This window comes from Anaerostipes sp. AF04-45, assembly GCF_003461725.1.
Lineage (GTDB): Bacteria > Bacillota > Clostridia > Lachnospirales > Lachnospiraceae > Anaerostipes > Anaerostipes caccae.
Window position 1 is genome coordinate 206,559 of sequence record NZ_QTXQ01000001.1, and the last position, 13,187, is coordinate 219,745.

10 protein-coding genes and 2 tRNA genes are annotated in these 13,187 nt (G+C 46.9%); 4 read left to right on the forward strand and 8 right to left on the reverse strand.

Translation table 11 applies throughout. The annotated features are described in order from the left end of the window. Nucleotides 1-97: 97 nt before the first annotated feature. Nucleotides 98-274, reverse strand: a complete 177-nt coding sequence (locus DWV34_RS17320; RefSeq protein WP_009289308.1) for a hypothetical protein — start codon at nt 272-274, stop codon at nt 98-100. Nucleotides 275-513: 239 nt separating this feature from the next. Between DWV34_RS17320 and DWV34_RS01000 the strand changes: the two genes are divergently transcribed. Next, nucleotides 514-972, forward strand: a complete 459-nt coding sequence (locus DWV34_RS01000) for a MarR family winged helix-turn-helix transcriptional regulator (protein ID WP_022260654.1) — start codon at nt 514-516, stop codon at nt 970-972. Beyond that, the gene (locus DWV34_RS01005) at nt 953-2,371 is read left to right on the forward strand and encodes an MATE family efflux transporter (RefSeq protein ID WP_118475064.1); all 1,419 of its coding nucleotides are present in this window, start codon (nt 953-955) and stop codon (nt 2,369-2,371) included. Before DWV34_RS01000 ends, DWV34_RS01005 begins: the two co-directional genes overlap by 20 nt. Nucleotides 2,372-2,476: 105 nt before the next feature. Here the strand turns inward: DWV34_RS01005 and DWV34_RS01010 are convergent. Then, a tRNA-Leu gene (locus DWV34_RS01010) sits at nt 2,477-2,563 on the reverse strand. Nucleotides 2,564-2,566: 3 nt separating this feature from the next. Beyond that, nucleotides 2,567-2,648: transfer RNA gene (locus tag DWV34_RS01015), tRNA-Tyr, on the reverse strand. A 145-nt stretch (nt 2,649-2,793) separates the two neighbouring features. Between DWV34_RS01015 and DWV34_RS01020 the strand changes: the two genes are divergently transcribed. Beyond that, nucleotides 2,794-4,053 carry a dicarboxylate/amino acid:cation symporter gene (locus tag DWV34_RS01020; RefSeq protein WP_118475066.1) on the forward strand — a complete coding sequence of 420 codons (1,260 nt, stop codon included), beginning with the start codon at nt 2,794-2,796 and terminating at the stop codon, nt 4,051-4,053. 582 nt (nt 4,054-4,635) lie between these two features. Here the strand turns inward: DWV34_RS01020 and ftsH are convergent. The 4 genes from ftsH to DWV34_RS01040 are packed head-to-tail and all read right to left on the reverse strand — an operon-like array spanning nt 4,636 to nt 9,766. Next, nucleotides 4,636-6,465: an ATP-dependent zinc metalloprotease FtsH gene (ftsH, locus tag DWV34_RS01025; RefSeq protein WP_187115064.1), complete on the reverse strand. Its 1,830-nt coding sequence runs from the start codon at nt 6,463-6,465 to the stop codon at nt 4,636-4,638. 18 nt (nt 6,466-6,483) lie between these two features. Further along, nucleotides 6,484-7,008, reverse strand: a complete 525-nt coding sequence (gene hpt / locus DWV34_RS01030; protein WP_009289313.1) for a hypoxanthine phosphoribosyltransferase — start codon at nt 7,006-7,008, stop codon at nt 6,484-6,486. A gap of 15 nt (nt 7,009-7,023) precedes the next feature. Beyond that, the gene (gene tilS / locus DWV34_RS01035; RefSeq protein ID WP_118475068.1) at nt 7,024-8,337 is read right to left on the reverse strand and encodes a tRNA lysidine(34) synthetase TilS; all 1,314 of its coding nucleotides are present in this window, start codon (nt 8,335-8,337) and stop codon (nt 7,024-7,026) included. Nucleotides 8,338-8,368: 31 nt separating this feature from the next. After that, complete coding sequence (locus tag DWV34_RS01040; protein ID WP_118475070.1) at nt 8,369-9,766, reverse strand: SpoIIE family protein phosphatase; 1,398 nt, start codon at nt 9,764-9,766, stop codon at nt 8,369-8,371. Nucleotides 9,767-9,917: 151 nt separating this feature from the next. Between DWV34_RS01040 and DWV34_RS01045 the strand changes: the two genes are divergently transcribed. Further along, on the forward strand, nt 9,918-10,598 hold the full coding sequence (locus DWV34_RS01045; RefSeq protein ID WP_009289317.1) for a Crp/Fnr family transcriptional regulator: 681 nt from the start codon (nt 9,918-9,920) through the stop codon (nt 10,596-10,598). Nucleotides 10,599-10,646: 48 nt separating this feature from the next. Here DWV34_RS01045 and DWV34_RS01050 read toward each other — a convergent pair whose 3' ends face one another. After that, nucleotides 10,647-13,121 (reverse strand): DsrE/DsrF/DrsH-like family protein, encoded by a 2,475-nt coding sequence (locus DWV34_RS01050; RefSeq protein ID WP_118475072.1) that lies wholly within the window; start codon nt 13,119-13,121, stop codon nt 10,647-10,649. Nucleotides 13,122-13,187 lie beyond the last annotated feature (66 nt).

Below are 13,187 nucleotides of genomic sequence, written 5' to 3' on the forward strand. Positions count from 1 at the left end.
ACATTCCTCCATAAAAATTATTATATTAGTAAGTATTATACCCTACTGCGCCGGACGCGCCAAGTCCAAAGGGCATAAAATACAACGTGTCCGGTATTCAAAAGTCTTTGTTATCCTCCTCTGCCGCTTCCTTTTTTCTGGCCTCATCAAATATTTTTTTCATTCGTCTGTTCAGTCTCTCCGTGGGCTTATCTTCCGGTATCAATGAAAGGTCCAATGCACCTTGGCGATCATGTTCGTCTGTACTTTTACTGTCTGTTTTCCCATATCCCATGCTCTCCCTCCTTCTTATATTCTCATTTTATCACCAGCGATGCGCATCAGTTGATGGTAATTTATGGTAATTACATGCCGATATTCTATTTTATTCTTACATATAGTTGAATATGCAACTAATTTATGCTATATTATATTTATCTAAGATAGTATTTTGATTCATCTATGTTCAAAGTACTAATTTTTTTGGCCCAAAATAGTTGGTGTATTCAACTTTATTCGAAAAAGGAGACTTTTATGAAAAAAATCAGCAGACTGATCTCTGTTATCCACCGTCACGGAATGAGATTCTTTGACTGGTCCCTGGCTGACACAGAGATCGGTCCGGGACAGCAGTTCTTTCTCGTGTGCATTTATGAAAATCCGGGAATCAGCATGCAGAAACTGGCCAAGATCGGACACTTCGATAAAGGCACTGTTACAAAAGCGGTAAAGAAAATGGAGGATCAGGGATATTTAAGACGGGAGCCGGATGTCTGTGATAAGAGAGTCCAGCATTTGTTCACAACACGTGAGGCAGAACCTGCTCTCCAAATGATTTTTGATCTGCGCGGACAGTGGAACGAAATATTGTTACAGAATCTTTCGGAAGAAGAAATCCAGCAGGCAGAACTTCTGCTTACAAAAATTTCAGACAATGCATATTCATATATACAGAACAGGAGGTTGAAATCATTTGGAAACACAGACAAATAAGAAAGAAAATCCATTGGGATATGAGCCGGTCGGAAAGCTGCTGCTCCAATTTGCAGTACCTTCCACGATCTCTGTCCTGGTAAACTCTGTCTATAATATCGTAGACCAGATTTTCATCGGGCAGGGAGTGGGTTACCTTGGAAATGCGGCCACAACGGTTACATTTCCTATCATTACGATCATCATGGCATTCGCCACTCTGCTCGGGTCCGGCGGAAGTGCTTATGCGGCAATCAAGCTGGGACAGAAAAAAGAAGAGGAAGCCGAGAAAACATTAAACAATAACTTTATGCTCTCCATTATCACCGGAATCGTGCTGGCCATGATCGGCTTTATTTTTATGGAACCGATCCTTCGTTTATTCGGAGCAACAGAGAGTATCATGCCCTACGCAAAGGATTACGCGTCTATCATCCTGATCGGTGTTCCATTCAGTGTCATCGGACCGTGTCTCTCTAATATGGCAAGGACAGACGGCAGTCCCCGTCTGTCCATGTATGGAATCCTGATCGGGGCGATATTGAATACCATTCTTGATCCAATTTATATTTTTATCTTTCATTGGGGTGTCAAAGGCGCGGCCATAGCAACAATTACATCACAGATCATCTCCGCACTGATCCTGTTTCTCTACTTCTGCAAACGGAGCCAGATGAGACTGCATCTAAAAGAATTAAAGCTGGATGGCTCTGTCTGCAAAAATGTGATCGCACTGGGCACTTCCTCAGGCATCACCCAGCTGGTAGCCTGCATCATGCAGGTTACGATGAATAACTCTCTCGTATATTACGGAAACAAAAGTGCCGTGGGCGGAGATGTGGCATTGAGTGCCATGGGGATCGTCATGAAGCTTGCCATGATCCTGGCATCTGTTTGTATCGGCATTGGTATCGGCTCCCAGACGATCTTCGGATTTAATTTCGGGGCAGAAAAATATCGCCGCATCAAACATCTGTTTAAAAATGCGGTGGCGGCGGCTACCGTTTCCGTACTGATCGGATGGCTGTTATGCCAGCTGTTTCCGGGATTGATCGTAAATTTATTCGGGGGAGGAAATTCCGCATTTGTGAATTTCGCTGAGAAATGTCTGAGGATTTATCTGTTCGGTATTTTCTGCGCCGGATTTCAGATCGTGGCCACAAACTATTTTCAGGCTACGGGGCAGCCTCTAAAGGCGTCTGTCCTCTCTATGCTCCGCCAGCTTCTGCTTCTGGTTCCCCTGATTTTGATCCTGCCGCTCTTTTTGGGGCTTAACGGAATCCTCTTTGCCGGACCCATCGCAGATATGTCATCGGCCGTGATCGTGGCCCTCTTTGTCGTTCCGGAGATGAAAAAACTGAATCGGCATATAAAAGAAAAAGATGAGGAAACCGAAGAAATGGAAACCAGTCCTGCATGATAGCAAGGATTTACTCACAAAAAGAACGGGTATACGCACTGTAAAATGTGTGTATACCCGTTTTTAGTTTTGCCCCTGACTGTATATAAGTCTTATCCTGAAATATGCCGTTGACCGGAATCGAACCGGTACGGGAGTATAAGTCCCGCAGGATTTTAAGTCCTGTGCGTCTGCCAGTTCCGCCACAACGGCTGATGGTGGGAGAAGGATTCGAACCTTCGAAGGCGTTGCCAACAGATTTACAGTCTGCCCCCTTTGGCCACTCGGGAATCCCACCGTGTTCCTGACAATTTAAAATTATACTGTATGAAATATGAAAATGCAAGTATTTTTTGAGAATTCCGATGAATCCCATTGTTTTTTCCGCCTTTTTCCTTTAAAATATTTCGTGGCTATACTACAAATTTAGGAGAAAAGAAAGTATGAATACAAAAAAACAAAAAAAGAAATTATCCCTGACCGTGATGATCCTGACAGCTCTATTCTTAGGTATCCTGTCCGGTCTTCTGCTTCAGGGCCATCCGAAGATCGCTGAGAATTACATTCAGCCGTTCGGGACTATTTTTCTGAATCTGATCAAAATGATCGTCGTCCCTGTGATCCTGTTCTCTATCATCCAGGGGGTCGTCTCTCTCCAGGACATCAAAAAGGTAGGTTCCATCGGAGGAAAAACCATCTGCTTTTACATCGTTACCACCGCATTTGCGGTTACATTCGGCCTGCTGTTCGCAAATGTACTGAACGTAGGCGGCGGCTATGTAATGAACAGCTCCTCTCTGGAGGCATACGAAGGCGCTACCAAGGCTCCTTCTCTTATCGAAACCCTTGTAAATATCTTTCCGTCAAACGCAGTCGAGCCTTTAGTCAGCGCCACAATGCTCCAGGTCATTGTCATCGCACTGTTTTTCGGATTCGGCATCATCATTGCCGGTGACAAGGGAAAACCCGCGGCAGACCTTGTGGAGAGTCTTTCCGAAGTCTGCATCAACATTATGGGCCTCATCATCAACCTTTCGCCGATTGGCGTGTTCGCACTGATCACTCCGGTCGTGGCCGCAAATGGTCCGTCCGTACTGCTTCCTCTTCTGAAATTGATCGGAGTGGCCTATCTTGCCAGCATCGTGCATATGGTTGTAGTTTATTCCAGCGCGGTCAAAGGATTCAGCGGCATCAGCCCGCTCAGATTCTTTAAGGAACAGAGCCCGGCCATGCTATTTGCGTTTTCCAGTGCCAGCAGTGTGGGCACTCTGCCGTTTAACTATGAATGTACAGAAAAACTTGGTGCCAGAAAAGAGATCGCAAGCTTCGTCCTGCCGCTTGGCGCTACGATCAATATGGACGGTACCGCAATCTACCAGGGAGTCAGCGCTATTTTCATTGCCCAGATCTTCGGTGTACATCTGACATTAACCCAGCAGCTGATGGTCATTCTGACGACGACCCTGGCTTCCATAGGAACCGCCGGAGTTCCGGGGTCCGGGGTCATCATGCTTGCCATGGTGCTTCAGAGTGTCGGGCTTCCTTTAGAGGGAATCGCCCTCGTAGCAGGAGTCGACCGTATCCTCGATATGGCGAGAACCACCGTCAACATCACCGGGGATGCAGCCTGCACGATCTGCGTAGATGCCATGGAAAAACGGAAAGAAGCGCGTAGAAAAGTGAACATATCCAATAACCTATGACATTTTCCACATGATTTCCGTTCGGCTCTTAGAATGCCTCACTCCAATCATATAGAAAATGGACATAATGTCTGCTGGAAAGGTATTATTGAATAAAAAGGGCTATTCAATGTAAGATTTCTTTATTTATCAGCCTTCTCCAGAAGATATTTCGTCCATTTCGTGCAAAAAACTGCCGCACCTTTTTAGTACGGCAGTTTTTTTATACCTTATTGTGCGAAGCACATCCACCCGAAGGGTATAAAATACGGTGTGCCCTGTGGGTATGAGTTTTTTACCACTATTTCCGTCACGCTTTGAAATGTGCTCCTCTAATAGTGCTAAAAAATATCATTGGATAGCTTCTTTTGTTCAAAGAATACTTGTCCAGCAGACATTATGTCCATTTTTACCAGTTCGGAGGCATTGCATTCGAAGGAAGGTTAGCTTTTCTTCTTTCAACGAAGGTTCGGAGGCGGTACGCGAAGCGCAGTGAGGCTGTCTGAGCGTCAGCGAGTTCCGAACGGGCCGCCGGAGAAACTTTGTTGAAAGTTAGAAAATCTTACCTTCCTGAGACAGCAAGCCGCAGAACTGGTAAAAATGTCACGCTTCTGTACCTTCAAACAAGGTTTCAAATTCACTCTGATTGATTCGTTCTTTTTCCAACAGCAGTTTTGCACAGCTGTGGAGCACTTCCATATGCTCTTCGATGATCGCTCTGGCTTTCTTATAGCAGTCATCCACGATGTCTTTTACTTCCTCATCGATGATGGTCGCCACCCGCTCTCCGTACGGGCGGGGCTGACCGATTTCTTTTCCGAGGAAGACTTCATCCCCTTCTCCGCTGTCATAATTGATCAGGCCGAGACGGTCTGACATTCCGTACTCTGTGACCATAGATCTGGCAAGCTGGGTAACCTGCTTGATATCCTGGGAGGCTCCGGTCGTGATATCTTCAAAGATCAGCTCTTCTGCGATTCTTCCTCCGAGACTTACCATGATATTGTGCAGCATTTTATTTTTCGTGTTAAAGATATTGTCGTTTTCAGGAAGCGGCATCGTATATCCCGCCGCGCCAACGCCGGTCGGTATGATGGAAACCGTATAGACCGGTCCCATATCCGGAAGCACGTGGAACAGGATTGCATGGCCTGCCTCGTGGTAAGCCGTAATCCTCCGCTCGCTCTCAGGGACAACACGGCTCTTTTTCTCTGTGCCGATGCCCACCTTGATAAAGGATTTGTCAATGTCTTCTTTCACAATGTATCCCCGGTTATTTTTGGCCGCCTGGATGGCCGCTTCGTTCATCAGGTTTTCCAGATCTGCGCCCACGAATCCCGCTGTCGTTCTGGCGATCTCGTGGAGATCCACATCATCGCCCAATGGCTTCTTCTTAGCATGGATCTTAAGGATATCTTTTCTTCCTTTGACATCCGGACGTCCCACGCCGACTTTCCGGTCAAATCTGCCCGGACGGAGGATTGCCGGGTCGAGGATATCCACACGGTTCGTAGCTGCGATGACAATAATGCCTTCATTGACGCCGAAACCGTCCATTTCCACAAGCATCTGGTTTAAGGTCTGTTCCCTCTCGTCATGGCCGCCGCCCAGTCCGGAACCTCTCCGTCTGGCCACCGCGTCGATCTCGTCAATAAAAATAATACATGGCGCGTTCTTCTTTGCCTCTCCAAACAGGTCTCTGACCCTGGCAGCCCCGACACCGACAAACATCTCAACGAAATCAGAACCTGAAATGCTGAAAAACGGAACATTGGCCTCTCCGGCAACGGCTTTTGCTATCAGTGTCTTACCGGTTCCCGGAGGTCCTACTAAGAGGACACCTTTCGGGATTCTTGCCCCGATGCCGATAAACTTCTTGGGATCTTTTAAGAAATCCACCACTTCTTCCAGTTCTTCTTTTTCCTCGGTAAGACCCGCCACATCGTCAAATGTAACTTTGGGGCCGTCCGGATTTGCCATCTTGGCACGGCTCTTTCCGAAATCCATCATTTTTCCGCCGCCGCCATTCTGCTTCATCATCATGATCAGGAAAAATACAAGGATTCCCACCATCAAAAGGTTCGGCAGCAGGGTCGTGATCCAGTCCCCGCTCCGGTCGATCGGCTTCACTACCATTTTTTTGTAGAGATTCGGATATTTATTCTCGATCTCTTTTACCGCCGCGTCAACGTCGGTAATATTACAGTTTTTATACACTTCATTTTTTAACTCTACCGTCATAGTGCCGGTTGGGACCTCTTTGTTCTGCTTCATGGTGATTCCCACAACCTGCCCCGCTTTTGCGTCCTGACGGAACTGTGCGTAATTATAATTGTCCTCGCTGCTGTTCATCATCCTGGAAAAATAAATAATCCCCAGACATAAGATGACTGCAAGGAACAAAAAATTGCTGTTTCCTCTTCTTGGGTTCAACTTACTGTCTCCTCTCTGCTATTCTTCTGCGACTCCGATATATGGAAGATTCCTGTAATTCTGAGCAAAATCCAGGCCATAGCCCACGACAAACTCATCCGGCACGTCAAATCCTGTATATGCCACTTCCACATCCACCTCCCGGCGCTCCGGTTTATTTAAAAGGGTGCAGATCTTTATGCTTTTAGGTTTTCTGCTCAAAAGCATTGGCTTTAAGTGGTTCAGTGTTTTTCCGGAATCAATGATATCTTCCACGATCAGAACTTCCTTATCCTCGATCGGTTCATCCAGATCCTTGGCAATCTTTACGATACCGGAAGACTCTCTGGAATCTCCGTAGCTGGACACGGACATAAAATCAATCGTAACAGGGACTGTGATCCTCTTGGCGAGCTCACACGCAAAAAAGACGCCGCCTTTTAAGATCGCGATCAAATGTACTTCTTTCCCCGCATAATCTTTGCTGATCTGAGCTCCCATCTCCTTGATTCTCTTATCCACAGCTTCCTCTGAGATCAACTCTCTAATCTCTGCATGTTCCATTTTAATGTTTTCCTCCTAATTGTATTCCAATCTTAAATATCTTTTCGTTTTTTCAGAAACCTTATAAAACTCGCTCAGGCGGTGACCGATGATCCATATGATCCGGCTTCCGTCTGCCGCAAGCGGTATCCGGTCCCGCTCTTCCCGCGGGATTTTCTGGTCAATAAAAAACCGGCTCAGAGACTTACTCTTTCCATCTTTTGAAAATACAAAAAAATCTCCTGGCTTTCTGTACCGCAGTTGGATGTCTTTGTCTATTTTATCATAATCAATGATTTTGGTAAAATCTTTTTCCTCCATTTTTTCATACCGGTCCGTCTCGGTCAGGACCAGCTGTCCCGCAGTCCCTGTTTCTGCTCTTGTCTGCTTTTCCTCCACCAAGAGTCCCCCGTATGTTTTTCTCCCAATAAGTCCATATGGAAGATCGATGGATTTCCCGGTTTCCCTGAAAGCCAGATCACAGAAACTCTGGATATGGACCTTCTCAATATCCTTTTTTCTGCCTGCGGTCTGTTCTATAACCTGTTTTGCCAAAAGCCTCCTGATCGGCTCCGGTTCCTCCAGAAACCGGCCAGTATCGATGAGACTTCCCTTCCCTTCCTGCTTTACACAGGCTTTCCATGCCTCAGACAGCTGCTCTTCTAAATACCGGCTCCACTCTTCGATTTCTTCAGACAATGAAACGATATGTTCCACCGCCCTTGCATTGACTTTTGTGAGCGCCGGAATAACCTGATTACGGATCTTATTCCTGGCAAACGTATTATCTTCATTACTGGCGTCCTCCATCCAGTCTTGGCCCTTTTCTTTTAAATAAGCAAGAATTTCCTCTTTCTTAAGGCACAATAGAGGCCGGATCACATCTGCCCGGACGGCTTCCATCCCTTTCAGTCCCTGTATTCCGGTCCCCCTGGACATCCGGTAAAGCATCGTCTCCGCCTGGTCATTCTGGTGATGAGCCACTGCAATCTTTCCGCCTCCGTGCATATCCAGAACTTTCCTAAAACACCGGTAGCGGATCATCCGCCCTGCCTCTTCCAGAGACATAGATTGTTTTTCAGCTATGCCTTTCACATCTTCTGAAAAAGTTATCCACGGCACCTTCCGCCGACGGCATAAGTTTTCCACAAATTCCTGGTCTTTGAACGCTTCCCTGCGGATACCGTGATTGATATGGACTGCGCAGAGCTCAAGATCATACTCCTGCTTAAGCTCACATAAAAGCAGGAGCAGGCACACAGAGTCTGCTCCCCCGGAGACTCCCACAGCGATAAAGTCTCCCTGACCGATCATATGATGTTTTTCCATAAACTTTCGTACTTTATCCATATCAATACTTTATCATTCCCAATCCAAGGATTCAATACTTATCCCAAATTCCGAGACCGATCATCGTCATGTCATCCTTTTTTTCGTATCCCTCGGTTTTTTCGATTTTCTCCATCAGTTCATCCACAAATCCCTGGGGCCGTGTGGTATGGATCTGCTTCATATACTCCATCAGCAGTTCCACTCCTTTTTCGCCCATGGAGTCAATGATGCCGTCGCTGACCTGTAAAATGAAATCTTCCGCCTCCAGCTTCTTCCGGTGTATCGGCAGTGTCTTTTCCTTTAAAACACCTACCGGCAGGCTTGGAAGCTGCACCATCTCCACCTGTCCCTTCCGCTTAAGGAAACACGGGCAGGCACCCAATTTGAGAAAACTACCGATTCCGGCGTGCAGATCGATCTGCAGATAATCAAGGGTCGAATAGCGCTCCTTCTCCGGCCAGAACACAAAAATAGACTGCAGAAGCTGGACGGCTCTTTTCTCGTCCAATCCCACCTCCAGAAGTTCCTCCAGTGTCTCGATCACCGCTTTGCTGTCTCTGTTTGCAGCGGTTCCTGTGCCCATGCCGTCGGAGATCATAGAGACAAACCTGTGATTTCCCACAGTACCCATAGAAAAATTATCCCCATTTTTCATATCTTCTTTCTCCGCCCTGGAGATCACCCCTGTCAGCACATGAAATTTGGTCGCCGCCTGCACCCCCATCATCTCATAGTTCTCTCCGATGGCCTGCTTACCGTTGGGCAGCGGCTGAAGTTTTTCCTGTAAAATGACCGACAGCCACCGGGCTACTTCTTTGGTCGTTACTTCCCTTCCCTTCTGGGCTTTTAAAAACAGGTAAATCTGCTTTCCCCTCATGTCATCTTCATATATGTACACCTTTTTCACTTTCAGATGATGGGCTTTCAGCCCCTTCTCAATAACTTCCTGCATGGGGCGGACTCCGGACAGCTGATATTTCTGGGCCGAGAAGCTTTTAAACATCCTTCCCGCCTCTATGTACTGTTCCCCGATCATCCTGCGCATTTCGATAAAACGCTGTTCAGAGGCATACAAAAAAAGCTCCCTTTCATAGATCGTATTGATCTCTTCCACCCACTCCTTCTCCCGCTGGCATTTGCAGACAGAGCGGATATTCTGCACACTGAGGCCTCCCTGCTTCTCCAGAAGTTCCCCCAGCTTGTCCCTGTCGTCGAGAGTCAGCCGGCACTTATCTTTTTCCCGGCACAGCATACATTCTTTTAAAATCGTGCTCTCTATGATCGTTCTTCCGGTCTTTTTTTCCAAGTCTTCATCCTGCTCTGCGCACATCCTCTTTCCGATCGTAGTGAGGCAGTGCTCCATCTGTTTCATATTATATGATATGATATCTTCCAGCTCATTGAAAAATATCTCTTCCACTGGTTCTTTTTTCTTAATAATCGGCATCCTGCACCCTCCTTCAGCTTCTAATTATACAAGGGTCTTGTGTCATAATTTGCTGAAACGAATCTAAGGGACCGATTTCCATACAAACAGCTCTTGTTATTTCTCTTTGGGACAGCTAAAATAAATTTAAAGTATTGATTGGAGGTAACGAATGGAGCATGCAGACGAAATCATCCCTATCTTAAAGTCGTCCCTTCCTTTTTGGGAGCACCTGAAAGAAACAGAAAAAAAGACTCTCTCCCAGTGGTCTCAGCTTGTCCGCTACGAAAAGGGAGGAATTATCCGGTGCCAGAACTGTGAATGTACCGGCGTGCTGATCATCAAAAGCGGAAGTGTGCGGACATACATGCTCTCAGAAGAAGGAAAGGAGATCACTCTGTACCGTCTGGATCAGGGAGATGTCTGTGTCCTTTCTGCTTCCTGCGTACTGTCTGCCATCACTTTTGAAGTACAGATGGAGGCGGTAACAGAAAGTGAGATCATACAGATCAGCGCAGGCGCATATTCCGAAATTGTTGACCAAAATATTTATGCGGAAGCCTTTACCTATAAACAGGCTACCGAGCGTTTTTCCGACGTGATGTGGACCATGCAGCAGATTTTGTTCATGAGTTTCGATCAGAGGCTTGCGATTTTTCTCCTGGATGAGAGTGGAAAAACAGGTTTTGACGACATCCATATGACCCATGAACAGATCGCCAAATACACCGGAAGCGCCAGGGAAGTTGTGAGCCGTATGCTGAAATACTTTTCATCGGAAGGACTGGTAAAACTGTCCAGAGGCGGAGTCACAATCCTTGATAAAAAGGGCTTAAAACAGCTGATCAGCTGAAATAAAATGCAGCAAACGGACAGATGCCGTTTTGCTGCATTTTGTTGTTCAGATAAAAAGATTTACATCAGAATTTTCCGCGTCTCCCAAATAGGAGGCCACTCCTGCGAACTCCACACCGTCAATGATCTCTTCTTTTCTGATGCCCATCACATCCATGGACATGGTGCATGCCACCAGCTTCACACCGTTTTCCATGGCCTGTTTCATCAGATTTTCAAGAGTTTCCACATTCTTCTCTCTCATGACCCGCTTCATCATTTTTGTTCCCATACCGCCCATATTCATTTTGGACAGTTTAAGCTTCCTGCTTCCTCTCGGCATCATAGCTCCGAACATCTTCTCCACAGCTGATTTTTTTACATGCTGTTTTTCCGGCTTCCTCAGAATATTCAGCCCCCAGAAGGTAAAAAACATGGTGACCGGCCTGCCCATGGCTGCGGCACCGTTGGCGATAATAAAGGATGCAAGGGCCTTATCCATATCTCCGCTGAACACGACCATCGTCTTGCCCTGACCGCTGATTACGTCAGCGGCTGCCGCACACAATTCCTGCCCTTCTTTTCCTTTTTTTATAAAGACTACATTTTGTTTTCCGTCCCGCTCCTTCTTGACTAAAGTATTTCCTGTCCTCTGGCACCAGGACTCAATATCCCTCGGAAATCCCATGTCTGTGGCTGCTACTTTGACCGTCTCGCCATCCTCCATGGATTCTAAGGTCTCGTGAACCTTCATGATCGGCCCCGGACACTGAAGGCCGCAGCAGTCAACAAGCCTTACTTCTTTTGGCTCTGCCTCTGCTACTTTCAGCTGCTCTTCTTCCCGGCAGGCAGATGACTGGCTGTCTTTATAATGCATAGACTGATAAAAACTTGTTCCTCCTTCCAGCACCTTTACATCTGAAAAACCATTCTGCTCAAGGATTCTGGCTGCGTTGTAGGAACGGACTCCAACCGCACAGTAAGTCACGATCAGCCGGTCCTTCGGCAGTTCAGACATTCTCTGCCTCAGCTGCCCCAGCGGAATGTGAACGGAACCCGGAATATGGAACACCATCCGCTCCATCTCTTCGGTTACATCCAAAATGGTTAAGTCCTTCTCCCATCCTTCTGTTTCAATCCTGTCATCCAGTTCCCGGCAGCTCATGAAAGAGACCATCTTCTCCAAAACATTCTCTGCCGTAAAGCCAAGCATATTTACCGGATCTTTCGCTGATGAATAAGGAGGGGCATAGGCAAGCTCCAGCTCTTCCAGATCATAGATCGTATTTCCAGAACGCATGGCGCCTGCAAGCACGTCGATTCGTTTATCCACACCTTCCTGCCCCACTGCCTGTGCGCCAAGAATATTTCCATCAAGGTCAAACAACAGCTTTAACGTAACCGGAACAGCGCCAGGGTAATATCCCGCATGGGATTTCTGATTAATCAGTACAGTTTCATAGTCCTTCCCCCGGACCTTCCCCTTACGGATCAGCATCTTTTCATTAACCCCGGCTGCCGCGGCTGTCAGGTCAAAAACCTGTGCGACTGAAGTCCCGAGAGTTCCTTTATATTTCTTCTGTCCTCCTGCAATATTATCCGCACAGATCCTTCCCTGCTTGTTGGCCGGTCCGGCTAAAGGAATCATTGCTGGTTCTTTCAATACATAGTTTTCAACCTCTATGACATCGCCTACTGCATATATATTCTCTTCGGAAGTCCGGAGCATCTCATCAACCAGAATACCGCCTCTGCCGTTAAGTTTTAGACCTGCTTCCCCCGCAAGTTCGCTGTTTGGACGCACTCCGATGGACAGCAGGACCATATCTGTCTGTAATTCCTTCCCACTGTTCAGTGTGATCAACGTTTTCCCGTCTTTATGTTCAAAAGATGCCACGCCGTCTCCCAGTAGCAGGCTGACACCGTTCATTTCTATGTTTTCGTGAAGGAGCTGGGCCATCTCAAAATCCAGAGGTGCCATGACCTGGTCCTGCATCTCCACAATACTCACTTGAAGGCCTGCCCTGTTAAGATTCTCCGCCATCTCAAGGCCGATGAATCCGCCGCCGATTACCGCTGCTGTCTTCGGCTTTTTTATCTCTATGACTTTCTTTATTCTGTCTGTGTCCGGAACCGTCCAAAGAGTATAAATATCCGGTCCGTCAATGCCCGGGATCGGAGGCACGACCGGAGAGGAGCCTGTGGCGATCACCAGATAATCGTAGCTTTCCTCATATTCTATGCCCTTCTTTAAATCTTTTATGGTCACTGTCTGGTCTTCCGGGTTAATTTTCACGGCTTCATTCTGCACTCTGACGTCTATGTTAAATTTCTTTTTCATGGCCTCCGGAGTCTGAAGAAGCAGAGACTCCCTGTTTTTGATCACATCACCCACATGATACGGAAGCCCGCAGTTGGCATAGGAAATATATTCGCCCCGTTCCAGAAGCACAATTTCCATACTCTCATCTTTTCTCCGAAGACGGGCCGCTGTCGTCGCCCCGCCTGCCACACCGCCGATGATCACTGTTTTTTTCCTCATATTTTCCACCTCATATTTTTTAAAATATCATATCTGGTGTTATCATATCTGAAATACAGTGATTAC

Bases quoted from the DNA above. Each gene is read 5' to 3' on its own strand.
- DWV34_RS17320 (WP_009289308.1), bottom strand. From the start codon at position 274: ATGGGATATGGGAAAACAGACAGTAAAAGTACAGACGAACATGATCGC.
- DWV34_RS01000 (WP_022260654.1), top strand. From the start codon at position 514: ATGAAAAAAATCAGCAGACTGATCTCTGTTATCCACCGTCACGGAATG.
- DWV34_RS01020 (WP_118475066.1), top strand. From the start codon at position 2,794: ATGAATACAAAAAAACAAAAAAAGAAATTATCCCTGACCGTGATGATC.
- hpt (WP_009289313.1), bottom strand. From the start codon at position 7,008: ATGGAACATGCAGAGATTAGAGAGTTGATCTCAGAGGAAGCTGTGGAT.
- tilS (WP_118475068.1), bottom strand. From the start codon at position 8,337: ATGGATAAAGTACGAAAGTTTATGGAAAAACATCATATGATCGGTCAG.
- DWV34_RS01040 (WP_118475070.1), bottom strand. From the start codon at position 9,766: ATGCCGATTATTAAGAAAAAAGAACCAGTGGAAGAGATATTTTTCAAT.
- DWV34_RS01045 (WP_009289317.1), top strand. From the start codon at position 9,918: ATGGAGCATGCAGACGAAATCATCCCTATCTTAAAGTCGTCCCTTCCT.
- DWV34_RS01050 (WP_118475072.1), bottom strand. From the start codon at position 13,121: ATGAGGAAAAAAACAGTGATCATCGGCGGTGTGGCAGGCGGGGCGACG.